25 protein-coding genes and 1 riboswitch are annotated in these 26617 nt (G+C 72.2%); of the genes, 7 read left to right on the top strand and 18 right to left on the bottom strand.

What is annotated here, in order from left to right; genetic code table 11:
• Positions 1-12 precede the first annotated feature (12 nt).
• From ACFY7E_RS23675 to ACFY7E_RS23685, 3 genes are all read right to left on the bottom strand, one after another.
• A complete protein-coding gene (locus ACFY7E_RS23675) occupies positions 13-975 on the bottom strand; it encodes a DMT family transporter (protein WP_389487870.1) in 963 nt (320 codons plus the stop codon).
• Between the two features lie 175 nt (positions 976-1150).
• Positions 1151-2197 (bottom strand): DMT family transporter, encoded by a 1047-nt coding sequence (locus ACFY7E_RS23680; RefSeq protein WP_389487872.1) that lies wholly within the window; start codon positions 2195-2197, stop codon positions 1151-1153.
• 41 nt (positions 2198-2238) lie between these two features.
• Entirely contained in the window at positions 2239-2883 is a 645-nt protein-coding gene (locus ACFY7E_RS23685) for a Clp protease N-terminal domain-containing protein (protein WP_389487874.1), read from the bottom strand.
• A gap of 197 nt (positions 2884-3080) precedes the next feature.
• Here ACFY7E_RS23685 and ACFY7E_RS23690 point away from each other — a divergent pair, with 197 nt between their 5' ends.
• Positions 3081-3305, top strand: coding sequence for a hypothetical protein (locus ACFY7E_RS23690; RefSeq protein WP_383439611.1), 225 nt, complete (start codon positions 3081-3083; stop codon positions 3303-3305).
• A gap of 68 nt (positions 3306-3373) precedes the next feature.
• On the opposite strand, the gene ACFY7E_RS23695 is transcribed toward ACFY7E_RS23690, so the two are convergent.
• Positions 3374-3997 carry a PadR family transcriptional regulator gene (locus tag ACFY7E_RS23695; RefSeq protein WP_389487876.1) on the bottom strand — a complete coding sequence of 208 codons (624 nt, stop codon included), beginning with the start codon at positions 3995-3997 and terminating at the stop codon, positions 3374-3376.
• 178 nt (positions 3998-4175) lie between these two features.
• Positions 4176-4610, bottom strand: a complete 435-nt coding sequence (locus tag ACFY7E_RS23700; RefSeq protein WP_383444375.1) for a VOC family protein — start codon at positions 4608-4610, stop codon at positions 4176-4178.
• Positions 4611-4705: 95 nt separating this feature from the next.
• Here ACFY7E_RS23700 and ACFY7E_RS23705 point away from each other — a divergent pair, with 95 nt between their 5' ends.
• The 3 genes from ACFY7E_RS23705 to ACFY7E_RS23715 all read left to right on the top strand — a co-directional run bounded on the left by ACFY7E_RS23705 (position 4706) and on the right by ACFY7E_RS23715 (position 7952).
• Entirely contained in the window at positions 4706-5374 is a 669-nt protein-coding gene (locus tag ACFY7E_RS23705) for a HEAT repeat domain-containing protein (protein WP_389487879.1), read from the top strand.
• Between the two features lie 5 nt (positions 5375-5379).
• The gene (locus ACFY7E_RS23710; protein ID WP_389487881.1) at positions 5380-6447 is read left to right on the top strand and encodes a HEAT repeat domain-containing protein; all 1068 of its coding nucleotides are present in this window, start codon (positions 5380-5382) and stop codon (positions 6445-6447) included.
• A 695-nt stretch (positions 6448-7142) separates the two neighbouring features.
• Positions 7143-7952, top strand: a complete 810-nt coding sequence (locus ACFY7E_RS23715; RefSeq protein WP_389487883.1) for a PhzF family phenazine biosynthesis protein — start codon at positions 7143-7145, stop codon at positions 7950-7952.
• A gap of 110 nt (positions 7953-8062) precedes the next feature.
• Here the strand turns inward: ACFY7E_RS23715 and ACFY7E_RS23720 are convergent, their stop codons facing one another.
• The gene (locus ACFY7E_RS23720) at positions 8063-8845 is read right to left on the bottom strand and encodes a CPBP family intramembrane glutamic endopeptidase (protein ID WP_389487885.1); all 783 of its coding nucleotides are present in this window, start codon (positions 8843-8845) and stop codon (positions 8063-8065) included.
• A gap of 106 nt (positions 8846-8951) precedes the next feature.
• Positions 8952-10451: a glutamate--cysteine ligase gene (locus tag ACFY7E_RS23725; protein ID WP_383444357.1), complete on the bottom strand. Its 1500-nt coding sequence runs from the start codon at positions 10449-10451 to the stop codon at positions 8952-8954.
• A gap of 480 nt (positions 10452-10931) precedes the next feature.
• Between ACFY7E_RS23725 and ACFY7E_RS23730 the strand changes: the two genes are divergently transcribed.
• Complete coding sequence (locus ACFY7E_RS23730; RefSeq protein WP_389487887.1) at positions 10932-11522, top strand: hypothetical protein; 591 nt, start codon at positions 10932-10934, stop codon at positions 11520-11522.
• 332 nt (positions 11523-11854) lie between these two features.
• Positions 11855-12061 carry a DUF5999 family protein gene (locus tag ACFY7E_RS23735; RefSeq protein ID WP_053648929.1) on the top strand — a complete coding sequence of 69 codons (207 nt, stop codon included), beginning with the start codon at positions 11855-11857 and terminating at the stop codon, positions 12059-12061.
• A gap of 77 nt (positions 12062-12138) precedes the next feature.
• Here the strand turns inward: ACFY7E_RS23735 and gcvP are convergent, their stop codons facing one another.
• Positions 12139-15024, bottom strand: coding sequence for an aminomethyl-transferring glycine dehydrogenase (gcvP, locus tag ACFY7E_RS23740; protein ID WP_389487889.1), 2886 nt, complete (start codon positions 15022-15024; stop codon positions 12139-12141).
• Positions 15025-15202: 178 nt separating this feature from the next.
• Positions 15203-15302, bottom strand: a riboswitch (glycine riboswitch).
• Between the two features lie 112 nt (positions 15303-15414).
• On the opposite strand from gcvP, the gene ACFY7E_RS23745 reads away from it, so the two are divergent.
• On the top strand, positions 15415-15789 hold the full coding sequence (locus ACFY7E_RS23745) for a PRC-barrel domain-containing protein (RefSeq protein ID WP_383448134.1): 375 nt from the start codon (positions 15415-15417) through the stop codon (positions 15787-15789).
• A gap of 182 nt (positions 15790-15971) precedes the next feature.
• On the opposite strand, the gene ACFY7E_RS23750 is transcribed toward ACFY7E_RS23745, so the two are convergent.
• The 10 genes from ACFY7E_RS23750 to ACFY7E_RS23795 all read right to left on the bottom strand — a co-directional run bounded on the left by ACFY7E_RS23750 (position 15972) and on the right by ACFY7E_RS23795 (position 26427).
• A complete protein-coding gene (locus ACFY7E_RS23750; protein WP_389487891.1) occupies positions 15972-17453 on the bottom strand; it encodes a DNA polymerase IV in 1482 nt (493 codons plus the stop codon).
• Positions 17454-17559: 106 nt separating this feature from the next.
• The gene (locus ACFY7E_RS23755) at positions 17560-18177 is read right to left on the bottom strand and encodes a MerR family transcriptional regulator (RefSeq protein WP_389487893.1); all 618 of its coding nucleotides are present in this window, start codon (positions 18175-18177) and stop codon (positions 17560-17562) included.
• A 192-nt stretch (positions 18178-18369) separates the two neighbouring features.
• The gene (locus tag ACFY7E_RS23760; RefSeq protein ID WP_017238433.1) at positions 18370-18843 is read right to left on the bottom strand and encodes a bifunctional nuclease family protein; all 474 of its coding nucleotides are present in this window, start codon (positions 18841-18843) and stop codon (positions 18370-18372) included.
• A gap of 53 nt (positions 18844-18896) precedes the next feature.
• On the bottom strand, positions 18897-19640 hold the full coding sequence (locus ACFY7E_RS23765; protein WP_389487896.1) for a MerR family transcriptional regulator: 744 nt from the start codon (positions 19638-19640) through the stop codon (positions 18897-18899).
• A gap of 31 nt (positions 19641-19671) precedes the next feature.
• Positions 19672-20607, bottom strand: a complete 936-nt coding sequence (locus tag ACFY7E_RS23770) for an FHA domain-containing protein (protein ID WP_389487912.1) — start codon at positions 20605-20607, stop codon at positions 19672-19674.
• Positions 20608-20689: 82 nt separating this feature from the next.
• Complete coding sequence (locus ACFY7E_RS23775) at positions 20690-21463, bottom strand: DUF881 domain-containing protein (protein ID WP_389487914.1); 774 nt, start codon at positions 21461-21463, stop codon at positions 20690-20692.
• 386 nt (positions 21464-21849) lie between these two features.
• Entirely contained in the window at positions 21850-22182 is a 333-nt protein-coding gene (locus ACFY7E_RS23780) for a small basic family protein (RefSeq protein ID WP_015032176.1), read from the bottom strand.
• The gene (locus ACFY7E_RS23785) at positions 22179-23105 is read right to left on the bottom strand and encodes a DUF881 domain-containing protein (RefSeq protein WP_389487899.1); all 927 of its coding nucleotides are present in this window, start codon (positions 23103-23105) and stop codon (positions 22179-22181) included. Before ACFY7E_RS23785 ends, ACFY7E_RS23780 begins: the two co-directional genes overlap by 4 nt.
• A 101-nt stretch (positions 23106-23206) precedes the next feature.
• A complete protein-coding gene (locus tag ACFY7E_RS23790; RefSeq protein ID WP_389487901.1) occupies positions 23207-25702 on the bottom strand; it encodes a sugar phosphate nucleotidyltransferase in 2496 nt (831 codons plus the stop codon).
• Between the two features lie 116 nt (positions 25703-25818).
• Complete coding sequence (locus tag ACFY7E_RS23795) at positions 25819-26427, bottom strand: CDP-alcohol phosphatidyltransferase family protein (RefSeq protein WP_125667251.1); 609 nt, start codon at positions 26425-26427, stop codon at positions 25819-25821.
• Positions 26428-26617 lie beyond the last annotated feature (190 nt).

Genomic DNA, 26617 nt, shown 5'->3' on the forward strand with positions numbered 1-26617 from the left:
AGGCGGCCGGCCCTACACCACCGCGGCCTCGCGCCCGCCCTCCACCGCCGTCCGCCTCTCCGCGAGGGCGAAGCCCGTGACGGCGGCGAGGAGCAGCAGCGTGCCGAGCACGATCGCGGCGGTGAGCCGCTCGCCGAGGAGCGAGACCGCGATCAGGGCGGCGCTCACCGGCTCCAGGAGCATGATCACGGAGACGGTGGCGGCCCGGACGACCGCCGCTCCGGCGAAGTACAGCGCGTAGGCGAGCGCGGTCGGCACCGCCGCCACGTACACGAGGAGGAGCAACACGCCCAGCGGAGCGCCGGTGTGCGGGACGAGTCCCTCCGCGAGCGCCACGGGCAGCAGTCCGACCGCCCCGATCGCGAAGGCCCAGGCGGTCGTCGCCAGGGCGTCCGCGCCGCCGCCGTCGCGGCCGAGCCGGCGCGTGAGCAGGGTGATCGCCGCGTACCCGGCCGCCGAGACGACCGCGAGGGCGACACCGAGGGGCCGCACCTCGGCGTCGCCACCGCCCAGGACGAGGACGGCGAGCCCGGCGAGCGCGCCGATCACGGCGGCGGTCCCGCCGCGGCCCAGGCGCTCGCCCATGGTGAGGCGGGCGCCGAGCGCGATGAGGACGGGGCCGGCGCCCAGGGTGACGACGGTGCCGACGGCCAGGCCGGTGGCCTCGACGGCGGCGAAGTACGCGCTCTGGAAGACCGTGAGGCCGACGCCCGTGCCGAGGACGCGGACCGCCTTCCGGCGGCGCGGTTCCTTCGCGGCGGGGACGACCGCCCGGCGGGACCGCAGGGCGAGGGCGCCGAGCAGCAGGGCCAGGCCGCCGGCGCAGCGCCAGAAGGAGAGGGCGAGGGGGCCCATGTCGCTGACGCGGAAGATCAGCGAGGCGGCGGCACCGGCCGTGCCCCAGGCGATCCCGGCGACGATCAGATAGAAGAGGCTCCGCCCGACGGACAGGGCGGATCCCGAGGAGTTCGACACGTGACTTCTCCGTGGAGGACAAGAGGGAAAGGTGGTCGCTCGGCTCCGCGCGCGGGCGGCGACGAACCACCCGGCGGCGAGGAGTCGCCACCCGGGCCCGGTCTTCGTCGGGAGAGTCCTCCGCGCGCGTCAGGCGGCGGGAGGCGGAAGCACGGTCGCATGCATGATCGGCACCCTACGGGGCGGTCCGTCCGGCGGACAACCCGGCGTCCCGGGCGTCCCGGTCGGCCGCCTCGGGACCGGTCCCGCCGTCGGCGACGGCTCCGGCCGCGTTCACGTCGCCCGCCCCGCCGGCCACGGGCCCGGACGGCGGCGCCTTCGGCGTCGAGGACTGGGCGATGAAGGCGCCGACGAGGACCACCGCGCCGCCGATGATCTGCGGCGCCCCCAGGTGCTCGCCGAGCAGGACCCAGGCCAGGACGGTCGCGACGACCGCCTCCAGGCAGGCCACGACGCCCGCCACCTGCGGGGAGAGCCGGCGCACCGAGACGACGCCGGTGACGTAGGCGAGGACGGTGGCGATCAGCACGATCCAGCCGAGCAGCAGCCAGGCGGGCACGATGGTCCCGTCCATGGTGGCGCGGCCGCCGAGGACCGCCCAGTCCATGCCCCAGGGCCGGGCCACGACGGTGAGGACGAGCGCGCCGACGAGCAGTCCGTACGCGATGACACCGACCGGGTCGGCCGGCTCGGTCTCGTCGGCGCCCTGTCCGGAGAGGACGAAGTAGCCGACCTGGCAGCAGGCGGCGGCGAGCGCGAGGAGGAGGCCGAGGAGGTCGAAGCTCAGTCCGGACCAGATCTGGACGACGCACGCGAGGCCGCCGACGGCGAGGACGACGCCGAAGGCGGCGGCGCGGGTGACGGGCCGCCGCTGGACGAAGCGGACCCAGCCGAGGACGAGGGCCGGGGCGAGGTACTCGACGAGGAGGGCGACGCCGACGGGGATGCGGGAGATCGAGGCGAAGTAGAAGGCCTGGACGCCGGCGACGGCGAGCAGTCCGAAACCCAGGAGGAGGGCGGGCTTGCGGCGCAGGAGGTCCCGGTGGCGCCAGGCCACCGGGAGCATGACGAGCGCGGCGCCGGCGACCCGGAGCCAGACGACGTGGAGCGGGTCGAGCCCCGCCTCGATGAGCGGCTTGGCCGCCACTCCCGAACCACCGAATGCGAAGGCCGAGGCCAGGGCGAGTCCCAGGCCGGCGCTTCTCCCCTGAGACGCGTGCATGGGGTCATCATGACAGGACGCCGTCAGGGGTGTAACCCCCGTTACACCTGTTGAGACGGCCCGCCGTGGCGGGTGCCGCCGGAGGCGCTGTCGCAGGCGGGATCAGCGGCGCGGTCGAGGGCTTCGCAGGGGGCGCCGGCGAGGTCGGCGCGGGCGGCCAGGGCGACCGGGTCGACCCCGGCGCGGCGCAGCACCTCGACGGCCCGGCTCTCGGGGTCGGCGGCGAGGGCGGCGAGCAGGTCGACGCCCCGGGCCTGCGGCTCGCCGCGCTCGGCGGCCCGCCGCAGGGCGCCCTCCAGGGCGCCGGCCGCGGCCGGCGACCAGCCGGAGGCCCGGACGTCCCGGGGCTCGGTCCCGCGCGTCGCGGGCAGCAGGCGCCGGGCCCCCGCGTCCTCGACGGAGCGCTGCCAGCGCAGGCCGTAGCCGATGGACCGCTGGACGAGGTAGCCGAGGACGCGGGCGAGCCGCTCGCGGCCCTCGAACACGGCGGCGGCCTCGGGGTCGGACTCGACGAGGGAGTGCAGCAGGTGCGCGGTGTCGATCTGGCGGTCCCCGTCCCGCAGGGCCCTGCGGCGCGCGCCCGAGACGGCCGCCGCGAGCGACGGTGTCAGGAAGGGCAGGAGTTCCGCGCGCGGGGCGGCGGCGGGCTGCCGGAACGACGGGGAACGCGGGACGGGACTGTGCACGCTCCCACCTCATCAGGCCGAGGTGGCCGGAACATCACCGGGGAGAAGCATGTCCGCGTCCCACCGGAGACGGGTACGGGTGCGCGGCTCCTCCTCCTTGCGGAGGAGATCGGGGACGACACTCCCGAAAAGGCGCGCGCCGCCTTGCCTCGCGCCCCTTCTGCAACCACGGACCTCCTCCGCTCGTCCTTCCGGACGTGTTCTGGACGGTGGGTCTGCTCGCGCTCGACGGGCGGCAGTACGTGTACCGGGTGTACGCGCCCCGGGAGGCGCTGCCGGCCGATCTGTTCTGGGCCGCGTTCCACTGCCACGAGGAGGACGGGGCGCCGCGCGCCTCCGACAGCTTCGACGCGGCGGAGATCCGGTGGATCGGCGACGGGACGGGCCCGGCCACGGCGGAGCTGACGGTCCACCGGTCCTGAGGGCCGGGGAAACGGGAAAACAGGGGAAGGGGCCCGCGGCGATCGCCGCGGGCCCCTTCCCTCCCGCCTCAGTGCTCATCGGCCAGGATCAGGTACAGCTTCTTGCGCGCCTCGTTGATCACGGCGACCGCCTTCTCCCGCTGCTCGGGGCTGCCGGTCTTCCAGACCTGCCCGAACGCCTCCATCAGACCGAAGCCGGCCTGCCGGATCTCGTTCACGGCGTCCCAGTCGACCCCGCGCCCGGCCTCCTCCCAGGGAGCCTCGGGCCCGTTCTCGGCCTCGGCGCGCCCGGAGTCGGTGAGCGTGAACAGCTTCTTGCCGCCCTCGCTCGCGCTGATGATCAGCCCCTCGTCCTCCAGGAGCTGGAGGGTGGGGTAGACGGAGCCGGGACTGGGCTTCCAGGCCCCGTCGCTGCGCTCGCCGATCTCGCGGATCATCTCGTAGCCGTGCATCGGGCGGTCCTTCAGGAGCGCCAGTATCGAGGCCCGCACGTCACCGCGCCGCGCCCGTCCCCGGCCGCCGCCGCGGCCCCGCCCCCCGAAGGGGCCTCCGCCGAACGGTCCGCCGCCGAACCCGGGCCCGAAGGGACCGAAGGCGGCACGCCGCTCCTCGAAGTCTCCCCGGCCTCCGGGGCCACGGCCTCCACGCCCGGCTCCGTGTCCGTTTCCGTACTCGTGTCCATGTGAACGCATCGCAACGCTCCTTCCATCGGGATTTCTTCTACGAACCATCGCGATGCTTCAACGATATATCGGAAGCGTTCGACAAGCAACAGCCCCGAGAGGCGCCCCACCGAGAGCGAACGCCAGTTCGAAGTGAGGAGGAGACAAAAAGGCGCCCTCCCCGGCCGGGGAGGGCGCCTCGTGGACCTCAGTCCAGACAGAACTCGTTGCCCTCGATGTCCTGCATCGTGATGCAGGACTCGTTCTCCTCGTCGGCGAACAGCGTGTACAGGTGCACCGCGCCGAGTTCGACCAGCCGTGCGCACTCCGCCTGGAGCGTGGTCAGACGCTCCTCGCCCACGAGCCCGGTGCCGGCCCGTACGTCGAGGTGCACCCGGTTCTTGGCGACCTTGCCCTCCGGAACGCGCTGGAAGAACAGCCGCGGGCCCTCGCCCGAGGGATCCACGCAGGCGAACCAGTCCACTTCGTGCCCGGGCGGCAGCGAGCGGTGGTAGTCGTCCCAGGTGTCGAACCCCTCGGGCACCGGCGGCACGACGTAACCCAGCACCTCGCACCAGAACCGGGCGAGGCGCTCGGGATCCGCGCAGTCGAAGGTGAGCTGGAGCTTCCTGATCTTTGACATCGGCACACCCTAGGGGCGCGCACCACCGACGAGAAACCCATATTTGACCTTGACACCGTGACAAGGCCTTCACTGGCGCCGAGGAGGTGGTCCCGATGACCATGCCGAAGGAAGAGGACGGGGCGGTACGGGCTCTCCGCGCGCTGGGGAGCGACGACCCGTCGGTACGGCTGCGGGCGGCGCTGGCGGTCGGCACGGCCCCGGACCGGGAGTCCGTGGACGCGCTCGTCGAACGGTGCGCGGTCGAACCCGACTTCTCCGTACGCGAGATGCTCACCTGGGCACTCACTCGTCATCCGCCGTCGGCGACTGTCCCGAAGCTCCTGCGCGAGGTCCGCTCGGGGCGCGCGCGGGCCCGGAGCCAGGCGCTGCACACCCTGTCGAAGATCGGGGACCGGCGGGCGTGGCCGGTGATCACCCCGGCGCTGCTGGCGGACGCCGACGACGAGGTGGCCCGGAGCGCCTGGCGGGCGGCGGTCGTCCTGGTGCCCGGGGGTGAGGAGCGCGGGCTGGCCGTAGGGTTGGCGACGCAGCTCGGGCGCGGCGGCCGCGAGACGCGGCTGAGCCTCAGCCGGGCGCTGATCGCGCTCGGGGAGGCGACGCCGCCGGTGCTCGCCGCCGCTGCGGCGGACCCCGACCCCGAGGTGCGCGCGCACGCCATCGCCACGGAGCGGCTGTGGCTCGACCCGGAGGCCGGTTTCGAGTCCGCGGTCGAGGAGGCGAAGCGCGTCGTGGCCCTCGGCGGGGCGGGTCGGGAGGGGTGACGGGCGTGTTGATCGGTGACGTGGCCCGGCGGTCCGGGGTCAGCGCCCGCATGTTCAGGCACTACGAGACGCTCGGCCTGGTGCGCCCGACGGGCCGCACCGGCTCCGGCTACCGGGAGTACTCCGACGAGGACGTCCGGCGGATCCTCCACATCGAGAGCCTGCGGTCGCTGGGACTCTCGCTGCGCGAGGTCGGGCGCGCCCTCGGCGATCCCGGTTTCGCGCCCGCGGAGCTCGTCGACGACCTCGTACGCCGGACGCGGGAACGCATCGCGGCGGAGACGGAGCTGCTCACGCGGCTCCGCCGGATCGGCGCGGCGGAGCCCGCCGGCTGGGAGGACGTCCTCCGGACCGTCGCGCTCCTCCAGGCACTGGGGGCGAAGAGCGCGGACACGCGCCAGCGCGCGGCCCTGTCCGCGTCCGAGGAGGCCCCCCTGCCGGTGGAGGCCCTGGTCGAGGCCGTACTGAACGAGCCGGACCCGAACGTCGCCGGAGCCCTGCGCTGGGCCCTGGCGCGAGCGGGCGGGAACGGTCCGGCGCTCCTGGCGGAGGGCCTCGGCTCCCCGGCCGCCGAGGTACGGGAACGCGCCGTCCGGTCCCTCGCCGAGCTCCCGGGCCAGGAGGCGACCGCGCTCCTGCGGGACGCCCTCGCCCACCCCGACACCGGGGTCCGCGGACACGCGGCCGTGGCGCTCGGGGCACGGGGCGTGGCCGACGCGATCCCGGTACTCGTCGACATGGTCGCCGGGGAGACGGAGGGAACGGGAAGATCAGAGGAGACGAAGGAGACCAGGGGGAGGAAGGACATGAAGGGGACGAACGACGTCGACGCGGCCGACGCGCTGAGCGCCCTGGCGGACGACCCCGCCCTGGCGGACCGGATCGCCACCGGCCTCGCCGACCGCCTCGCCCGCGCCGCCACCGGCCCGCCCGCACGCCGCCGGCTGACCCAGGCCCTCGCGGACGTCCCGGGCCCCACGGCCGCACGCGCCCTCACGTGCCTCTCCCACGACGAGGACCGTGCCGTCGCCCTCACCGCGGCGTACGTCCTCGGGCTGCGCGACGGGCGTTGACGCGCGCCGGCCCCGGACACCGGGGCCGTGATCGCCGAATACCCGTACGCACCGCTCAACGACCCGGCGGACTTCGCGTCCCGCCCGACCGCGGCGGAGGACTGGACCCACGCGGTCCTGGAGTCCCGAGAGGACTTCCGCGTGGTCGGCAGGACGGCACCGGCGGACACGCCGCGTTCCGGCGGGTCCGCCCGGACCCGGCACTGGAAGGCCGGCCCGTCGTCTTCCTCGGCTCCGAGGGCGGGACCGGCGTCGTCGCCCGCGACCGGGGCTCCTTCCTGTGGGCTCCCGGCCGACGGCATCGGCCCCCGGGAGGCGACCGACCCCTACGGCCCCGTCCCGCCCCCGCGTCCCCGCCCCGAACCGACCGCCGTCGCGGAACGGTACGCACCCGGCCTCCGGGCCCCGGCGGCCACCGTGATCGAGCAGGCCGCCCGGGAGTTCCCCGACTTCGACGACATCGTCGCGAAGCTCTGCCGCCGAGCCCGGAGCGCCGTTCCGCGCCCACCCCGCCGAAGCACCCCCGCCCCGGCGTGCCCGCACGGCCCGGACCGGGCGGGTGACTCCGTACCCGAGGAGCCGGGGCAGCACCGTGACGCCGCCGCATCCGTCTCCGACGGCGCGCGGGACGACCGGTCCAGTTCTCCGCGATTGGCCTTGGCCGCCGGAAATCCGCCCCCGGTACCGTCGGCGCCATGCGCATCCGAATCGTCGACGCCTTCACCGACCGGCCCTTCTCCGGCAACCCGGCGGGGGTCCTCCTCCTCGACTCCTTCCCCGAGGACGACTGGCTCCGGAAGGTCGCCGCGGAGGTCAACCTCTCCGAGACGGCCTTCGCCCACCCGCTGCCCGCCGGCGGCGAGGCGGACTGGGCCCTGCGCTGGTTCACGCCGACCACCGAGGTCGACATGTGCGGCCACGCCACCCTGGCCACCGCCCACGTACTGCACACCACCGGCGCCGCGACCGGCACCGTGCGCTTCGCGGCCCGCTGCGGCGTCCTCGGCGCCACCGCCGAGGCCGACGGCACGATCACCATGGACTTCCCGACCTCCCCCCTCACCCCCGTCCCCGCCCCGGACGGCCTGGAGAAGGCGCTCGGCGCCGAGATCGTCGCCGTCCACGACACCGGGGTCCACATCGGAGACCTCGTCGTCGAGCTGCGCGACGAGGCCGCCGTCCGCTCCCTCACGCCCGACCTCGCCACCCTGAGGACCATGTCCTCGCGCGGGACCATCGTGACCGCCGCCGCCGAACACCCGGACAGGGGCTACGACTTCGTCTCGCGCGGCTTCTTCCCGGCGGTCGGCATCGACGAGGACCCGGTGACCGGCAGCGCCCACACCGCGCTCGCCCCCCACTGGTCGGCCCGGTTCGGCCGCGACGACCTCACCGGCCTCCAGGGCGGCGCCCGCACCGGCCTCGTCCGCACCCGCCTGCGCGGCGACCGGACCCTCCTCGGCGGCCGTGCGGTCACGGTCATCGAGGGCGACCTGCACGCCTGACCGGTCGGAAAGACGGCGAAGGACCGGCCGGAAGGACGGCGAGAAGGGGCGTACGAAGGATCCCGTACGCCCCTCTCACCGCGACCCGCCCCCCTCACCGCGACCGGCCGTCACGCGGTCGGCAGCCACCCCACCTTCCCCGCGAGCAGCCCGTACCCGACGAAGGCCACGATGTCGAGCAGCGCGTGCGCCACGACCAGCGGCCCGACCCGGCCCCAGCGGCGGTACAGCAGGACGAAGACCACGCCCATGACCACGTTGCCGATGAAGCCGCCGATGCCCTGGTAGAGGTGGTACGAGCCGCGCAGCACCGAGCTCGCCACCAGGGCGGCCGTCGGCGACCACCCCAGCTGCCCCAGTCTGCGCAGCAGGTAGCCGACGACGATCACCTCCTCCAGGACGGAGTTCTGGATCGCCGACAGGATGAGGACCGGGTACTTCCACCACACGTCCGGCAGCGACTCGGGCACCACCGTCAGGTTGAACCCGGACGCCCGCGCCGCCAGGTAGAAGGCGAGCCCGGTGCTCCCGATGCCCGCCGCGACCAGCGCCCCGCGCCCGAGGTCGGGCCACGGGCGGGTGCGGTCGAAGCCGAGGGCGCGCAGTCCGGAGCCCTCGCGCAGCAGGAGGTGGGCGACGAGGACGACCGGCACGAGCGCCGTGGCGATGCCGAAGAGCTGCCAGGTCAGGTCGAGCCAGGGCCGCCCGGGGGCGTACGAGCCGTTGAGCGTCGCCGCCTGCTCCTTCAGCGCCCCGGACCGGGTCAGCGAGCCGACGAAGCTGATGAGGGCCGACACCCCGCTCGCCCCGAGCGAGAGGGCGAGCACGATGAGCGTCTCGGAGCGCAGGACCGCGCGCGGCAGGCCCCCGGAAGGCGGGGAGGCGTCTCTCACTCGCTGCTCCGACACCACACCCGACCCCGCTTCCCCGACGATCCGAACCGTCCGGACATGATCGCCCATGAACCGCCCGGGGAGGGGACGGGGGCCGGGAGGCGTGTCAGTGGATCCCCACCGGCCAGGTGTGGACCGGCTCCCCCTCCCGCATGAGCGTCCGGTAGCGGCGCGTCGTGGCCGCGAGCGCCGTCTTCCGGTCGAGGCCCGACTCCACGGCCCGGTGGAAGGTGTCGACCTGCCAGGAGGCGCCGTTCACCCGGCGCAGGCAGCGCTGCTCGATCACCCCGAGGTAGAAGTCCCGGTCGGCGGGTTCGATGTGCCAGGCGTCGAGCCCGGCCGCGGCGAGCGGCAGCAGTTCGTCGAGGACGAGCCGTACGGCCGGCAGGGTGGCGACGCCGCCCGCGCGCCCCGGCCGGGGCCAGCGCAGCTCCGCCTCGATGCCGTGGCGGCAGGCCGCGTCGAAGTTGGCCTCGGCGTCCTCGAAGGTCATCCGCTTCCACACGGGCCGGGTCTCGTCGGCGAGCGCGCGCACGAGGCCGTAGTAGAAGGCGGCGTTCGCGATCACGTCCGTCACGGTCGGTCCCGCCGGCAGGACCCGGTTCTCGACGCGCAGGTGCGGGACGCCGTCGACCAGGCCGTACACCGGCCGGTTCCAGCGGTAGACCGTGCCGTTGTGCAGGACTAGCTCCTGGAGACGCGGCACCCCGCCCCGGTCGAGGACGAGCAGCGGGTCCTCCTCGTCCTGGAGGGGGAGGAGGGCGGGGAAGTAGCGCAGGTTCTCCTCGAAGAGGTCGTACGCCGAGTCGATCCAGCGCTCCCCGAACCAGGTGCGCGGCCGCACCCCCTGGGACTGCAGCTCGGGCGGCCGGGTGTCGGTGGCCTGCTGGAAGAGCGGCGGGCGGGACTCCCGCCACAGTTCGCGGCCGAAGACGAAGGGGGCGTTGGCGCCGAGCGCGATCTGCACCCCGGAGACGGCCTGCGCCGCGTTCCAGACGGCGGCGAACCGGGCCGGGGTCACCTGGAGGTGGAGCTGGACCGAGGTGCAGGCGGCCTCGGGGACGATCGACTCCGAGGTGCACCGGAGGTGTTCGACGCCGTGGATGTCGAGGATGAAGTCCTCGCCCCGCGCGGCCAGTATCTGGTCGTTGAGGAGGGCGTAGCGGTCGTTGTCCGACAGGTTCTCGGGGACCAGGTCGTGCTGTTCGAGGGTGGGCAGCACGCCGATCATGACGACGCCCGCGTCGAGCTCCGCGGCCTTGCGGTCGGCGTACCCGATTCCGGCTCCGATCTCCTCCGCCAGCCGGTCGAATACGCGCCCCTCCAACTGGTGGGGGGCGATGTTCACTTCGAGATTGAACATTCCGAGTTCCGTCTGGAAATCGGGGCTCGCGATCTTTTCGAGAACCGGCCCGTTCAGCATGCGGGGCAGGCCGTCGGCGCCGGTCAGATTGAGCTCGATCTCCACGCCCATGAGATTGCGCGGCCGGTCGAACCTCTTCTCCGCCAGGAGCCTCGCGAGCCCCGCCAGACATTGCTGGAGTTTCCTCCGGTACTGCTGCCGGTCGGACGGGCCGAACCCGTCGGCCACGACCTTCTCGCCCATCGAAGCGTCCTTCCCCGGGTGGGCGGCCGTCAGGGCGGCCGCGCGTCACGGACCATGATGCCCACCTCTCTGATCCACAACGCCTGCGGGACGGGCCTGTCGGAGGATAGGCTGGATGCAGCACTCCAACGGCACATTCCACGGGCACGCAACGGACGACATATACCAATGTCATATTGTCCCGGGATTCGGGGTCGGAATTCAGCCGACCGGCTCCTCGCGGTGTGCGCAGGTGAGAGCGGTATCGTCCTCCTGATTCCGCTTCAACGCCCCTCGATGACGACTTGATGACGCCTTGTCAGGAATATCGGCGACGTCTAGCGGAAACACTGTGTGAACACATGTCGTATAAACTCCGCGGACGAGGCAGAGTGTTGGCGCCCGGCCATGGCCCCATGGCCCCTCTCTGGCCCCGCCGCCGACAGCGCCGTCGTACCTGCCCACGCGTCACCGTGTCTCCTGAGCGAGAGGCGACCCATCATGCTCCGACCCTCTCCGGCCCCTGCGCCGGCCCTCCGCAGCGTCCTCGCGGCGCTCGGCTCACCGACCGCCGTCCGTGAGGCGCGCACCCCCGCCCTGCGGGCGGCGCAGGGACCACTGAGTCCCGAACTCCACCTGCCCGTCCATGTGTTGGGTGTCACCGGAGCACCGGGGCACCCGCCCCGCATCCGGCTCGCCGGATGGCGCTTCCTGATCCGGAACGGGGACCGGACGATCGCCGCCGCGGACAGCATGCTCACCCCGGACGGCTGGTCCTTCTCGCACTTCTTCGAGGGACCGTACGTCTCCGCCACGGAACGGGCCCTGCACCAGGCCGAAGGCCTGCCGGACGTGTACCAGCCCCGGCTGCTCTCCGTACCGGAGCTCTACATGATGACCCTCTGGCTGCACACCGACCCGGAGACGGACGGCACCACCGTCACCCCGGGCGCCACCGACCTGCTGGTGCCGCTGGCCCCCGCGCCTCCGGGGATCGCGTCCCACCGCCCGTTCCCGATCGCGGACCTCCTGCCCGTCCTCAGTACGCGCCTCGCGCCGCCGCCCCTCCTGGGCTCGGCGGCGCCCGCCTGATCCGTCCCACGCGTGTCCACGCCCCGTGACCCGGCCGGGTCACGGGGCGCACTGCTGTCCGAAACGCGCGCCCGAACGCGCCTCTCGAACACCCCTCCCTTACGGACTAGCCCGCTCGGACCACCCCGAACCATCCGAAGGGACGGGGTGGTTGAGCCGAACCGCCCCTGCGGGTGACGCGTCCTCCCAGGAGAGGACGAGCTGCCGCGAAATCCCTGCGGAAGTCCGTCCCGGGGGCAAGACTTGGACCGGAACCGAACCGACCGACGGGGGCGGCCATGAGCGCGCAGAGCCGCAGGACATCCACCACGACCCAGCGAAAGAATCCACCCATGTGCCAGCACCAGCCCGCCTGTCCCACCGCCGACTCCGCCGACCGCGAGGCGGCCCGACTGACGGCACACCACCCGGAGCAGGGCTGGAGCCTGCTGTGCAACGGCGTCCTGCTCTTCGAGGACACCGGTGAACTCCTGCCGGACGGGCAGATCATCGCCCCGCACCGGCCGCTCACGGCGGGCCGGGTGACGACCGCCGCCTGACGGGGCGCACGAAGCCCGAGGGCCGGTCCGGAGAAGAACTCTCCGGACCGGCCCTCGGGTCGTCGGGGCCCGCGCCCTCAGTGGTCGTACTCGTCCAGCGGCGGGCAGGAGCAGACCAGGTTCCGGTCGCCGAAGGCGCCGTCGATGCGGCGCACCGGCGGCCAGTACTTGTCGGCGGCCGAGACCCCGGCCGGGAAGACCGCCTCGTCCCGCGTGTACGGGTGGTTCCACTCGCCGCCGAGCGCGGCCGCGGTGTGCGGGGCGTTGCGCAGCGGGTTGTCCTCCGCCGGCCACTCGCCCGCGGCGACCTTCTCGATCTCGGCCCGGATCGCGATCATCGTGTCGCAGAAGCGGTCGAGCTCGGTCAGGTCCTCGGACTCGGTCGGCTCGATCATCAGCGTGCCGGCCACCGGGAAGGACATGGTCGGCGCGTGGAAGCCGTAGTCGATCAGGCGCTTGGCGATGTCGTCGACGGTGACGCCGGTCGCCTTGGACAGCGGGCGCAGGTCCACGATGCACTCGTGGGCGACCAGACCGGCCGGGCCGGTGTAGAGCACCGGGAAGTGCGGCTCCAGGCGCTTGGCGATGTAGTTCGCCGCGAGCACCGCGACCTGGGTGGCGCGCTTGAGGCCCTCGCCGCCCATCAGGCGCACGTACGACCAGGAGATCGGCAGGATGCCGGCGGAGCCCCACGGGGCGGCCGAGATGGGGCCGACGCCGGTCTCCGGGCCCGCGGTGGGCTGGAGCGGGTGGTTCGGCAGGTACGGGGCGAGGTGGGCGCGGACGCCGACCGGGCCGACGCCGGGGCCGCCGCCGCCGTGCGGGATGCAGAAGGTCTTGTGCAGGTTCAGGTGCGAGACGTCGCCGCCGAAGTGACCCGGCTTGGCCAGGCCGACCAGGGCGTTGAGGTTGGCGCCGTCGACGTACACCTGGCCACCGGCCTCGTGGACCTCGGCGCAGATGTCCGCGACGTGCTCCTCGAACACGCCGTGCGTGGACGGGTAGGTGATCATGAGGACGGACAGCTCGTCGCGGTACTGGGCGATCTTGGCCCGCAGGTCCGCGACGTCGACCTCGCCGTCGTCGGCGGTCTTGACGACGACGACCTTCATGCCGGCCATCACCGCGGAGGCGGCGTTGGTGCCGTGCGCGGAGGACGGGATGAGGCAGACGGTGCGCTGCTCGTCGCCGTTGGCCCGGTGGTACGCGCGGACGGCGAGGAGACCGGCCAGCTCGCCCTGCGAACCGGCGTTGGGCTGGATCGACACCTTGTCGTAGCCGGTGACCTCGGCGAGGCGCTCCTCCAGCTCGGTGATGAGCGTGACGTAGCCCTCGGCCTGCCCGACCGGGGCGAAGGGGTGCATCTGGCCGAACTCGGGCCAGGTCACCGGCTCCATCTCGGTGGTCGCGTTCAGCTTCATCGTGCAGGAACCGAGCGGGATCATGCCGCGGTCGAGCGCGTAGTCGCGGTCCGCGAGGCGGCGCAGGTAGCGCAGCATCGAGGTCTCGGAGCGGTGCGCGTGGAAGACCGGGTGGGTCAGGTACGCGTCGGAGCGCAGCAGACCGGCGGGCAGCGCGTCCTCGGTGGCGGCGTCCAGGGCCTCGACGTCGGCGGTGACGCCGAAGGCGTCCCAGACGGCGGCGAGCTGCTCGCGCGTGGTGGTCTCGTCGCAGGAGACCGACACGCGGTCGGCGTCGACGCGGTACAGGTTCACACCGGCCTCGCGGGCGGCGGCGGCGATCCTGTCGGCCTTGCCGGGGACGCGGGCGGTGAGGGTGTCGAAGAAGACGTCCCCGGTCAGCTCGACGCCTCCGGCGCGCAGCCCCGCGGCGAGGATCGCGGCGTACCGGTGGGTGCGGAGCGCGATGCCCTTGAGGCCGTCGGGGCCGTGGTAGACGGCGTACATGCCGGCCATGACCGCGAGCAGCACCTGGGCCGTACAGATGTTGCTGGTGGCCTTCTCGCGACGGATGTGCTGCTCGCGGGTCTGGAGGGCCAGGCGGTACGCGCGGTTGCCGTCGGCGTCGACGGACACGCCCACGAGCCGGCCGGGCAGGGAGCGGGCGTGCTTGTCCTGGACGGCCATGTAACCGGCGTGCGGGCCGCCGAAGCCCATCGGGACGCCGAACCGCTGCGTGGTGCCGACGGCGATGTCGGCGCCGAGCTCGCCGGGCGAGGTGAGCAGGGTGAGGGCGAGCAGGTCGGCCGCGACGGTGACGATCGCACCGAGCTCGTGGGCCGCGTCGATCAGCGGCTTGATGTCGCGTACGGCACCGGAGGCACCGGGGTACTGGATCAGCACGCCGAAGACGCCGCGCTCGGCGACCTCGGCGGGGATGCCCTCGGCCAGGTCGGCGACGACGACCTCGACGCCGGTCGGCTCGGCGCGGGTCTCGATGACGGCGATCGTCTGCGGCAGGGCGTCGGCGTCGATGAGGAAGACGCCCTTCTTGACCTTGCCGACGCGGCGGGACAGCGCCATGGCCTCGGCGGCGGCGGTGCCCTCGTCGAGCAGGGAGGCGCCGGAGGTGGGCAGGCCGGTCAGGTCGGCGACCATCGTCTGGAAGTTCAGCAGGGCCTCCAGGCGGCCCTGGGAGATCTCCGGCTGGTACGGCGTGTAGGCCGTGTACCAGGCGGGGTTCTCCATCACGTTCCGGAGGATCACCGGCGGGGTGAAGGTGCCGTAGTAGCCGAGGCCGATCATCGGGGCGAGGACCTGGTTGCGGTCGGCGAGCGAGCGCAGCTCGGCGAGCACCTCGGCCTCGGTGCGCGCGGCCGGCAGGCCCAGCGCCTCGGCGTTCTTGATCACGTCCGGCACCGCGGCGGCCGTGAGCTCGTCGAGCGAGCCGTAACCGACCTGGGCGAGCATCTTGGCCCGGGCCTCGGCGTCGGGCCCGATGTGCCGCTGCTCGAACGGGATGCCCTGCTCGAGCTCGGAGAGCGGAATGCGGTTGGCGGTCATGTACGGAGGCCTCCTGGTCGTCACGACCTGCGAGGGGCACCACGGCGCGGGTGCCCGGACGGCCTCCCCCTCTGTCATCTCAACCTGAGAGCTTCACCGGCACGCCTCGCGGCACGCCGGCTTTCACCGTCGGTGAGAGCGCATGCCGTCGGACATCCGCTCTGCTTTCCAGAGTGACCTCGTCCGTGCGGTACGGGGGCCTGAGAGATTCCGGGGAGGATTTGCTCCTTCGGCGTCCTCCGGAAGGTTTCTCCGGGGGACTCTCCCGCACGGGGTCGACAGCCACACCCAGCCTACCAGCGCGGTTGCGGCTCCTTTCGCTCAAGTGGCCGACATCCCGGATGTGCCCTTTGGTAGGGGGTAGAGGAGTTGCGACCAGTTGGAGGGACCGTGCAGACCGACATCGATCCGCGCAGCCTGATCGGCCGCAAGGCGTACGACCGGAACGGACACAAGATCGGAACCGTCGACGAGGTGTACCTCGACGACGCGACGGGCGTCCCGGAATGGGCCGCGGTCCGCACCGGCCTGTTCAGCAGAGACGCGTTCGTCCCGCTGGAGCCGAGCGACCTGCTCGACGACGGCCTCCACGTCCCGTTCGAACGCGCCCTCATCAAGGACGCCCCGGACTTCGGGGTGGGCCGCCACCTCTCCCCGGAACAGGAACTCCAGCTCTACCGCCACTACAGCCTCACCCTCCCCCCACCCCCCACGGACACCCCGGACAAGGACTTCGGCCGCCTGGCGGGCCAAGAGGGCGCCTGAACCCGGAGCCGCCCCCGCCCACCGAGAAACCCGCCCGTCGCCGGGGACGACGGGCAAGCGGTCCCCGGCCCACGGGCGACGGCCGGACGAGCCCTCGGCCCGGCCGAAGGTACCCCGCGACCCGCAGCCGCCGACGACGCGGTACGCCCCACGGGAAGACCCGCACCTCCGCCCACCCACCGTCACGGGTGGTGCGGGTGGGAATCCGGCCCGGCCGGCAGGCCGGGCGCACCCCCACGACCCGCAGCCGTCGGCGGCACAGGCGCCGGCACCGACCTCGGCCCCCGATCCCGCCCCGGCACGGAATCCCGCACCAGCGGCAACGCCTCCCCCGCCTCCAGCTCCGGATCGTCCACGGCGAACGTCCGCACCCGCCCCGGTGCCGACCCCGGTTCCTCGAACCGCACCGTGACCCGCCCGAGCCCGCTCCCCTGCACCCACCCGGCCCCGTGCACCGCGTGCCGCACGTCGTGCCCGGGCGCCCAGTACCGCTCGGCGGGCCCGGCCGGCTCGGCCACGACGGCCTCGGCCACCACCGGAGCGGCACCGGCACCCGTACCGCCCCCGCTCCGCCCACCCGCAGGCTCCGCCTGGGCGGACTGGGCGAACAAGTCCTCCTGCGTGTAGTCCGCGAGCCCGCTCACCCCCACCCCGAGCAGCCGCACACCCCCCGTGGTGTCCACCGAGTCGAGCAGCCGCCCCGCGGCCTCCCGGACCACTCCCAGCGCGTCCGTGGGCCCCCGCAGCGTCTCGGACCGGGTCAGCGTCGAGAAGTCGAACCTCCGCACCTTCAGGACGATCGTCCGCCCCGAGTGCCCCGACGCCCGCAGCCGCCCCACGCACCGCTCCGCGAGCCGCTCGACCTCGGCCCGGATCCGCACCCGGTCGTGCAGGTCCACCGCGAAGGTGTCCTCGACCGAGACGGACTTGGCGTCCCGCTCGGCCACCACGGGCCGGTCGTCGTGCCCCAGGGCCATCCGGTACAGCGAGGCCCCGTGCGCCCGCCCCAGGAGCCGTACGAGCTCGTCCTCGCCCGCTTCCGCGAGGTCGGACACGGTCGTCATCCCGGCCCGCCGCAGGTGCTCCCCGGTCGCCGGACCGACCCCGGGCAGGATCCGCACGGACTTCGGCCCCAGGAGCTCCCGTTCGGTGCCCGGCGGTATGAGTGCGAGCCCGTCCGGCTTCGCCTGCTCGGAGGCGATCTTCGCGAGCATCTTGGAGCCCGCGAGCCCCACCGACCCGCTGAGGCCCGTCATGGCGAGGATGTCGGCCCGCAGCCGCTCCCCCGCGGCCCGCGCGCTCGCCGTGTCGTCGGCGACTCCCCCGGCCTCCAGGTCCACGAAGGCCTCGTCGAGGCTGAGGGGCTCCACCAGCGGGGACAGGCTCCCGAGCAGCCGCATGACCTGCTCGCTGATCGACCGGTAGAAGGCGAAGCGCGGCACGAGGTAGGCCGCGTTCGGCGCGAGCCGCCGCGCCTGGCCCATCGGCATCGCCGAGTGGACCCCGAAGCGGCGCGCCTCGTACGAGGCGGTGGCGACCACTCCCCGTGGCCCGAGCCCGCCCACGATCACGGGTTTTCCGCGCAGGCTGGGCTTCGACGCCTGCTCGGCGGCGGCGAAGAAGGCGTCCATGTCGAGATGCAGGATCGTCGGCGCGGCTCTCACGACCCCGATGCTCCCCCACGCCACTGACAACGCCCGATCGCCCCACGGCCCGCCCCACCACGGAGCAGCCCCTGGAAACGCCTCGGGAGCCGTCCCGGAAGCCGGCTCAGACCGCCCGGTCCCGCCGTCTGCGGGCCAGCTCGTCGCCGGGGTTGTGCCCCACGAGCGTCTCGCCGGTGTCCACCCGCTCCCCGTGCAGCTGCGAGAGCGCGGCCTCCACGTCCCGCCAGACCACGCCGACGGCGATGCCGAAGACGCCTTGCCCGCCCTGGAGCAGGTCGACGACCTCGTCGGGCGAGGAGCACTCGTAGACCGTGGCCCCGTCGCTCATGAGCGTCATCCGCTCCAGGTCCCGGAAGCCCCGGGCCCTCAGGTGCTGCACCGCGGCCCGGATGTTCTGGAGGGCCACCCCGGTGTCGAGGAAACGTTTGACGATCTTCAGGACGACGACGTCGCGGAAGCTGTAGAGCCGCTGCGTCCCCGACCCGTACGCGGGCCGCACACTCGGTTCCACGAGACCGGTGCGTGCCCAGTAGTCCAACTGGCGATAGGTGATGCCGGCGGCCGCGCACGCCGTGGGGCCGCGGTAGCCGATCACCTCGTCCGCCGCGCCCGTACCGGCGCCCGTAGCGAAGTCGCCCACACTGCCGTGAAGCGGATACGGACCGTTCTCCCCGGACACGCGTCCGAGGGAGCTGCCCGCCGTACCGTCCGCGCTGCTCATCACGCCGACCCTCCGTCCTTGACCTGCCCACACGAAGGTAGGCAGTCGCTCGGGGTGCGTCAACGATCGCCACACTCGGCACGCCGAGTGATAATCACCCTGAGAGTGGTTTCCCGTGTCTCTCTTCGGGGAAAGGCTACTCGAATGCTCTGACAGCACCCCGCGAACGGCCCGTGGCCGCACCGCCCGGTCTCACTGACTGTTGGTCCCGAAATCCTCCGGTGAGATCTGGTCGAGGAATTCGCGGAACTTCTCCACCTCGTCCTCCTGCTCGTCCGGGATCGCGATGCCGGCGTCGTCCAGGACGCCGTCACTGCCGAAGATCGGCGTCCCGGTCCGGAGGGCCAGCGCTATCGCGTCGGACGGCCGGGCGCTCACCTCGACGCCGCTGGCGAAGACCAGTTCGGCGTAGAAGACCCCGTCACGCAGATCCGTGATGCGGACTTCGGTGAGTTCCTGCCCCACGGCCTCCAGCACGTCCTTGAAAAGGTCGTGCGTCAGCGGTCGCGGAGGGGCCATTCCCTGCTGCGCGAAGGCGATGGCGGTCGCCTCCCCCGGTCCGATCCAGATGGGGAGGTAACGATCGCCCCCCACTTCACGGAGGAGCACGATCGGCTGATTGGAGGGCATTTCCACTCGGACACCCACAACGTCGAGCTCGTTCACACAGCAACCCTAGGACGTGCCCGACCGGTTTGGATAGTCGGGCCCCTCCCCGGTCACTGCGAGCGGGTGCCCAGGGCGATCTGTACCAGGGCCGCGTGCAGCCGCACCGACTGCGCGGCCAGCTCCTGGGCGGTGGCCTCCGCATGGGCTCTGGTCTGCGGATTGCGGTGCCGGCGCAGTGGCGCGACCACCTGTTCGATCAGCGCGGCCTCCCGGTCGGCGGCCGCCTTCACGGACCGCAGATGACGGGGCTCCAGACCGAATCTCCCCAGATCCGCCACGAGCCGGGCGGCGGTGACGGTCTCGGCGTCGTAGCCCCCGCCCTCCGCCTCGGCGATCAGACCGTACGCCTCCCACTCGACGAGCTCGGTCTCGGTGACCTCGGCGGCGGCGAGCAGCTCGGCCCGTCCGAGCCGCGCGGCGGCCGGCGGCTCCGGGTCCTGCTCCCAGGGCCCTTCCAGGAGGTCCTTCCGGCGCCCGGGGGCCGGGAGCTCGACCCGCTCCCCCCGGGCGAGGGCGTCGAGGTGCTCGCGGATGACCTTCAGCGGAAGGTAGTGGTCCCGCTGCATCCGCAGGATCCGGGCGAGCCGCTCCACGTCCTGCGGGCTGAACTTCCGGTATCCGGAGGCCGTCCGCCGGGGCTCGACGAGCCCCTCGGCCTCCAGGAACCGGATCTTGGAGATGGTCACTTCGGGAAACTCGTCGCGCAGCTGGTTCAGCACCGTGCCGATGCTGACCAGCCTGTCGCCCGCGGTGGCGGTGCCGGATCCGGCACCGCCCGTCGGTGTTCGCAGCATGGACCTTCCCTGAAGGGGATTCCCCGGGGCGTCACACGCCCCGCTGGCTCGAATGGAAGACCAGCCGGTACTTGCCGATCTGCACCTCGTCACCGTTGGACAGAACGACGGAGTCGATCGGCTCGCGGTTGACGTACGTGCCGTTGAGGCTGCCGACGTCGGAGACGGTGAAGCTGCCGTCCTGCGCCCGCCGGAACTCGACGTGGCGACGGGAGACCGTGACGTCGTCCAGGAAGATGTCGCTCTGCGGGTGACGGCCGGCCGTCGTCAGCTCCCCGTCGAGGAGGAACCGGCTGCCGGAGTTCGGCCCCCGGCGCACCACGAGGAGCGCGGACCCCAGCGGCAGCGCCTCCACGGCCGCCAGCGCCTCCGGGGAGAGCGAGGGCAGCACGGTCTGGCCGGTGACCTCCGCGTCATAGGCCTCGAGACCCGAGATGGAGATCGTCGACGTCGTCTCCGACGCGCGCTCGGGGGCGATCCCGCCCCGCAGCGGCGTGCCGCAGTGGGAGCAGAAGCGGCTGTCGGCCGCGTTGCGGTGGCCGCACCTCGTACACACCGGCATGGACGCATCCTCCTGCCGCGGCTGCCCCGCCGAGGTCTGTGTCGCGTACGGGTCGGAGGAAAACCCTCCACCCGTACTTGATGGTTCTCCGAAACCTATGCGGGCGGCCCCGGCGGGGTCAACAGAAGACGCGCCCGGTGCGCCGGGAATGTCACCGCCCCGGCCTCCGACCTCGTCACGGAAGAGCGGGCGCTCGCCGCCCTGCTCCTCGCTCTGGGCGTGGCGCGGCGCGCGGTGCCGGGCGTTGCCGCCGTCCTCGCGTGCGCTCTTGCCGAACAACTTCGCAAACAACTTCACGGGCGATTCCCCTTGACCGAAACAGACCCGCCCGTGGGGCAGGACGAACCGTGATCCATCACACCTGCCGACCCGGACACCTTCACAACGTCCGTATCCTCCGGACAGTTTCCACCACGCACCACCGTTGTGATGCGCCGACCCCCCGCAAGGCCCTGCCCTTGTCGCGGGACCCCCTTCTCACGCCTCCTCACTGCGAGGACGACTGAGCGTAGTCAGGCCGCTTCGCAGGTCGCAAGGCGTCGACGACGATCTTCGCCGCCCGCTCCACCGTGGCCGTGGCCTGCTCCTTCTCGAGGGTCTGCACGACACCGCCGGGGATGTTGAGCGCGGGCTCGAGATCCTCCGGCTTGCCGATGACCTTGAAGACGTACGGAGCGGCCACCTTCGTTCCATCGATCCGCATGTCGTCACCGCTACCGGTGAAATAACTGTCCGCCACCACGCGCACACCGTTGACCTGGATCGCCTCGGCGCCCGCCGCGCGCAGCTCCTGGATGGCGTCGAGCAGCATGTCCGACTCGACGGATCCGGTGGGGTCCCCGACGGACAGGGTGATGCCGGGGCCCTCGGCGGCGACCGTGCCGGCCAGGATGCCGAGCTGCCGCTCCTTCTCCTGGGTCTGCTTGCGCGCCTCCTCGGCCTGGTCCGAACTGGACTCCAGCTCGGAACGCTGCTTCTCCAGGCGGGTCTTCTCGTCCTCCAGGCGCTGGGTGCGGTCGTCGAGCTCGTCGAGGATCCGCACCAGGTCCTCCTGGCGGGCGCCCCGGAGGGCGCTGTTGTCGCTGGTCGAGGAGACCTGGATGGCCAGGCCGAGCCCGAGGCCGAACAGCAGCAGGGCGACGACGAGTTGGGCCCTGGTCACCCTCGGCGGCCACAGCGCGGAGATCAGCCTGCGCCGTCCGCCCTGTTCGTCCCGTACGGACGCGTCGGCGACCGGCGTTTCGGCGGCGGCCGGCGGCACTTCGGGCTGCCGTACGCCCCGGTCCGTGCCCTCCCGCGCCGACGGACCACCGGGGACCGCGCCGGGCACGGGCGCGCCCGGCGGCTTCCGGTGCTGGTGCGGGTGGGCGGCGGACGGGCGCTCCTCCACCTTCCGGAGGACCCGGGTGTTCTCGTCCTCGGGCACGTCGGACACCCCGGCCCTCTCGGGGGCCCCGGTTCCTTCGGGAACCTCGGGCTTCCCGGAACTCTGCCGGTCCCGAGGGATCTCGGAGTCCCGGGGAATCCGCGGGTCCTGGGGAGCTTGAGGGACCTGAGGTGACTGAGGCGCCTGAGCCTCCTCAGGGCCCCGGGGAGCCTCCGGGTTCTGAGGGTTCTGGGGGTTCTGCGGGTTCTCGCTCATCGGCCTCACGCCCGGAACACGTGGCGCCGGATGGCGGCCGCGTTGGAGAAGATCCGGATGCCGAGGACGACGACCACACCGGTCGACAGCTGCGCGCCCACACCCAGCTTGTCGCCGAGGAAGACGATCAGCGCGGCCACGACCACGTTGGACAGGAAGGAGACCACGAAGACCTTGTCGACGAAGATCCCGTCGAGCATGGCCCGCAGTCCGCCGAAGACCGCGTCGAGGGCGGCGACCACGGCGATCGGAAGATAGGGCTCGACCACCGCCGGAACTTCGGGGCGGACCAACAGTCCGACCACCACTCCGACGATCAGGCCCAGTACGGCGATCACGATGTGCCCTTCCCTGTGTCGGCCGTGGCCCGACCGGAGGGCGTCGCCCCGGCCCCCCTCGGCTCTGCGGTACGTACGGTCAGGCTCGGCGCGGCCGGAAGGCGCACGTCGCCCTCGGCGGAGATGCTGCTCCTGATCCCGAAGTTCTCCACCAGCGCGTGCAGGTACTGCCCGTCGGCACTGTCCTGGAACGCGGTGCTCAGCTTCTGCCCGTCCCCGATCGCGAGGACGGTGTACGGCGGCACCAACGGCTTGTTGTCGACGAGTATGGCGTCGCCGGCGGCTCGGATCGCGGACAGCGACGTCAGCCGCTGCCCGTTGATCGCGACCGCCTCGGCGCCCGATTCCCACAGTCCGTTGACCACGCGCTGCATGTCCCGGTCGCGGACCCGGCCCGTGTCGGAGAAGCCGCTGCTCTCCCGGGGACCGCCGCCACCGGCATCGGTGTTTTTGGCGTCGTCGACGACGAGCCGCACCCCGGGGCCGTGCACCGGCGTCGCGCCCGAGAGCAGCGCCACCAGCTCGGCCTGGTCGCCGCCGTACTCCTGGAGCGCCTTCCGCTGGCGTTCCCCGACCTCGGTACGGATCCGCTCGACGTCCTGCTCCAGGCCGTCGGCCTCCGAGGTCTCCGCGTCGATCCGGTCGATCAGTTCCTGCCGCTCCTTGGCGACGACCGGCGCGGAGACCCGCGCCTCGGCCGCGCCGACGGTCACCACGGCGGCCGCGAGCAGGAGACCTGCGGCGACGCCGAGCTTCGCCCGCAGACTGCGGGGCAGCCCACCGCCCTCGGCGGTGCGCCGGGCGGTCGCCTCGGCGTATCCGTCGTCGAGGGCGTGGTCGATCACGTTGTTCAGCAGCGACATGGACGCGTCCGGCCGCGGCGGCGGCGATCCGGTGCTCCGAACGGGGGGCTGCTGCGACATGCCGCACATCGTCGCACGTCGTAGGGCGTACCGCCGAATGGCCCCACCGTCCGGTGGGGAGGCACCCCTTGGGCACCTCCCCACCGGATGGGGCCACCGCGTCAGCGACCTGCGCTGTCGACCACCGCGGCCCACTCATCGAGCAGGGCCTGAGCCGAGGCGTCGTCGGGGCCCTCGGCCCACAGATGGGTGACGGCCTCGGCGGGGTCGGGCAGCACCATCACCCAGCGCCCGTCGGCCTCGACCACCCGGACGCCGTCGGTGGTGTCGACGGAACGGCTGCCCGCCGCCTCGACCACCTTGCGCATCACGAGCCCCTTCACGGCCCACGGGGTCGCGATGTCCCGCTTGAGGACGTGGGCCCGCGGGATCCGGGCGTCGATCTGGCTCAGCGTGAGCTGCGTCCGCGCCACGAGACCGAGCAGCCGCACGAAGGCGGCGGTCCCGTCGAAGACGCTGCTGAACTCGGGCACGATGAACCCGCCGCGCCCGTCACCGCCGAAGATCGTCGACTCCTCCCGGCCGACCCTGGTGAGGTCGTCGGGCGAGGTGGTCGTCCACTCGACCTGGGTGCCGTGGTACGCGGCGACCTGCTCGGCGATCCGCGTGGTGGTCACCGGCAGCGCGACCCGCCCGGAGCGACGCTCGGCCGCCACCAGGTCCAGCATAACCAGGAGCGCCCGGTCGTCCTCGATGATCCGGCCCCGCTCGTCCACGAGGGACAGCCGCTCGCCGACGGGGTCGAACCGCACGCCGAAGGCGGCCCGCGCCGAGGCCACGATCTCCCCGAGCCGTACGAGCCCGGCCCGCCGGCTCTCGGCCGATTCCGTGGGCCTGGACTCGTCGAGGCCGGGGTTGATCGTCAGCGCGTCGACCCCGAGCCGTCCGAGCAGGCTGGGCAGGACGAGCCCGGCGCTGCCGTTGGAGGCGTCCACGACGACCTTCAGCCCGGCCTCCGCGATCCCGGAGGTGTCGACGTTCCGCAGCAGCGACCCGGTGTACGAGTCGAAGACGCTCGCCGGGAAGGAGAGGTCTCCGATCTCGCCGGGGAAGGCTCTCCGGTACTCCTGGCGCGCGAAGACCCGGTCGAGCTTGCGCTGCCCGCCCTGGGAGAGGTCGGCACCGCGCTCGTCGAAGAACATGATGTCGACGGAGTCGGGCACGCCGGGCGAGGTCCGGATCATGATGCCGCCGGCGCTTCCGCGCGCGGTCTGCTGTCGCGCCACCGGCAGCGGCACGTTCTCCAGGTCCCGGACGTCGATGGCACTGGCCTGCAACGCCGAGATCACCGCCCGTTTCAGCGCGCGGGCGCCCCGTGAGTGGTCACGGGCCGTGGTGACGGTCGAGCCCTTCTTCAGGGTCGTGGCGTACGCGCCCGCGAGGCGGACCGCCAGCTCGGGGGTGATCTCCACGTTGAGGATGCCGGAGACCCCGCGCGCTCCGAAGAGGTGGGCCTGTCCCCGGGACTCCCAGATGACCGAGGTGTTGACGAACGCACCGGCCTCGATCGTCTTGAAGGGATAGACCCGGACGTTGCCCTGCACGATCGATTCCTCACCGACCAGGCACTCGTCCCCGATGACGGCTCCGTCCTCGATCCGGGCGGCTCGCATGACGTCGGTGTTCTTGCCGATGACACAGCCGCGCAGATTGCTCTGCTGGCCGATGTAGACGTTGTCGTGGACGACGGCCTTGTGCAGGAAGGCGCCGCTCTTGACGACCACGTTCGAGCCGACGACGGTGTGCTCGCGGATCTCGGCGCCGGCCTCGACCTTGGCGTAGTCGCCGATGTAGAGCGGGCCCCGCAGCACGGCGTCGGGGTGCACCTCGGCGCCTTCCGAGACCCACACCCCGGGCGAGATCTCGAAGCCGTCGATGTCGACCTGGACCTTGCCCTCGAGGACGTCCGCCTGGGCCTTCACATAGCTCTCGTGCGTACCGACGTCCTCCCAGTAGCCCTCGGCGACATAGCCGTAGATCGGCTTGCCCTCCTTCATGAGCTGCGGGAAGACGTCCCCCGACCAGTCGACCGACGTGTCGGCCTCGACGTAGTCGAACACCTCGGGCTCCATCACGTAGATGCCCGTGTTGACGGTGTCCGAGAAGACCTGGCCCCAGGTCGGCTTCTCCAGGAAGCGTTCGACCTTGCCCTCCTCGTCGACGATCGTGATGCCGAACTCCAGGGGGTTCGGCACCCGGGTGAGGCAGACCGTGACGAGTGCGCCCTTCTCCTTGTGGAAGGCAATGAGATCGGTGAGATCGAAATCGGTGAGCGCGTCCCCCGAGATGACGAGGAAGGCGTCGTCCTTCAGCGCTTCCTCGGCGTTCTTCACACTTCCCGCTGTGCCGAGCGGTTTCTCCTCATTGGCATAGGTGAGCTCCATCCCGAGCTCTTCGCCGTCGCCGAAGTAGTTTCGGACGAGAGAGGCGAGAAACTGCACGGTGACGACGGTCTCGTTGAGACCGTGCCTCTTGAGCAGTCGTAGGACGTGCTCCATGATCGGCCGGTTCACCACCGGCAGAAGAGGCTTGGGCATGCTCGAGGTCATGGGGCGAAGACGGGTTCCCTCGCCACCGGCCATCACGACGGCCTTCATGTCGGAAGCGTCCTCCTTCAAGAGATGACGGTCCTGCCGACTTCGCCTGTCCGCTCAGTAGCCCACGGACTTCCTCGTTGTTGCCGGCGACGCTGCTCGACACAGAAGGAACGGGCTCAATCGGCCTCGGTATCCGTCTTCACGAGTCGACGGACCTGGACCACGTAGAGGATCCCTGCCCACCAATACAGAGTTGTACCCCATCCGGCGAAGGCCCACCCGAAAACTTCAGCGAGTGACGAAAGCCAGCCCGTTCCGTCACTGAGAAGCAGCAACGGGAAGGCGTACATGAGGTTGAAAGTCGCAGCTTTGCCGAGGAAGTTGACCTGCGGCGGCGGGTAGCCGTGCCGACGGAGGATTCCCACCATGACCAGGAGCATGGCCTCGCGCGCCAGAAGGGCGGCGGTCAGCCACAGCGGAAGGATCTCCCGCCAGGTCAGGCCGACGAGGGTGGACAGGATGTACAGGCGGTCGGCGGCCGGATCGAGGAGTCGGCCGAGGCTGCTGATCTGGTTCCAGCGTCGGGCGAGTTTCCCGTCGAGATAGTCGCTGACGCCACTGAGTGCCAGGACCAGAAGCGCCCAGCCGTCGCTCTTGGGGCCACCGAACTCAGGGCGGAGAATCAGCCACAGAAACAGCGGCACGCCGACGAGACGCGCCATGCTGAGAATGTTGGGGATGGTGAGGACCCGGTCGGTCTGAACGCGAGTCTCCTGGACCTCCACCCGGGGGCCTCCTGCTGGGGATGATGCCGACGTTGCCCCCTGACCCTACCGCCAGCCGGCGAGCCTCCGCGCACGGGGTCGCACCGGCTCCCCCGGAACGCAGAAAAGCCCCGCACCAGATGGTGCGGGGCTTTCCCACAATGATTGTTCGGCGGTGTCCTACTCTCCCACAGGGTCCCCCCTGCAGTAC

This window comes from Streptomyces sp. NPDC012825, from assembly GCF_042900925.1.
Classification (GTDB): Bacteria; Actinomycetota; Actinomycetes; order Streptomycetales; family Streptomycetaceae; genus Streptomyces.

Coding starts and splice junctions, on each gene's coding strand:
- ACFY7E_RS23755 (WP_389487893.1), bottom strand. CDS start 18,177: ATGAGCAGCGCGGACGGTACGGCGGGCAGCTCCCTCGGACGCGTGTCC.
- ACFY7E_RS23735 (WP_053648929.1), top strand. CDS start 11,855: ATGTGCCAGCACCAGCCCGCCTGTCCCACCGCCGACTCCGCCGACCGC.
- ACFY7E_RS23785 (WP_389487899.1), bottom strand. CDS start 23,105: ATGTCGCAGCAGCCCCCCGTTCGGAGCACCGGATCGCCGCCGCCGCGG.
- ACFY7E_RS23695 (WP_389487876.1), bottom strand. CDS start 3,997: ATGCGTTCACATGGACACGAGTACGGAAACGGACACGGAGCCGGGCGT.
- ACFY7E_RS23705 (WP_389487879.1), top strand. CDS start 4,706: ATGACCATGCCGAAGGAAGAGGACGGGGCGGTACGGGCTCTCCGCGCG.
- gcvP (WP_389487889.1), bottom strand. CDS start 15,024: ATGACCGCCAACCGCATTCCGCTCTCCGAGCTCGAGCAGGGCATCCCG.
- ACFY7E_RS23725 (WP_383444357.1), bottom strand. CDS start 10,451: ATGGGCGAGAAGGTCGTGGCCGACGGGTTCGGCCCGTCCGACCGGCAG.
- ACFY7E_RS23790 (WP_389487901.1), bottom strand. CDS start 25,702: ATGAAGGCCGTCGTGATGGCCGGTGGCGAGGGAACCCGTCTTCGCCCC.
- ACFY7E_RS23730 (WP_389487887.1), top strand. CDS start 10,932: ATGCTCCGACCCTCTCCGGCCCCTGCGCCGGCCCTCCGCAGCGTCCTC.
- ACFY7E_RS23715 (WP_389487883.1), top strand. CDS start 7,143: ATGCGCATCCGAATCGTCGACGCCTTCACCGACCGGCCCTTCTCCGGC.
- ACFY7E_RS23680 (WP_389487872.1), bottom strand. CDS start 2,197: ATGCACGCGTCTCAGGGGAGAAGCGCCGGCCTGGGACTCGCCCTGGCC.
- ACFY7E_RS23700 (WP_383444375.1), bottom strand. CDS start 4,610: ATGTCAAAGATCAGGAAGCTCCAGCTCACCTTCGACTGCGCGGATCCC.
- ACFY7E_RS23765 (WP_389487896.1), bottom strand. CDS start 19,640: ATGCTGCGAACACCGACGGGCGGTGCCGGATCCGGCACCGCCACCGCG.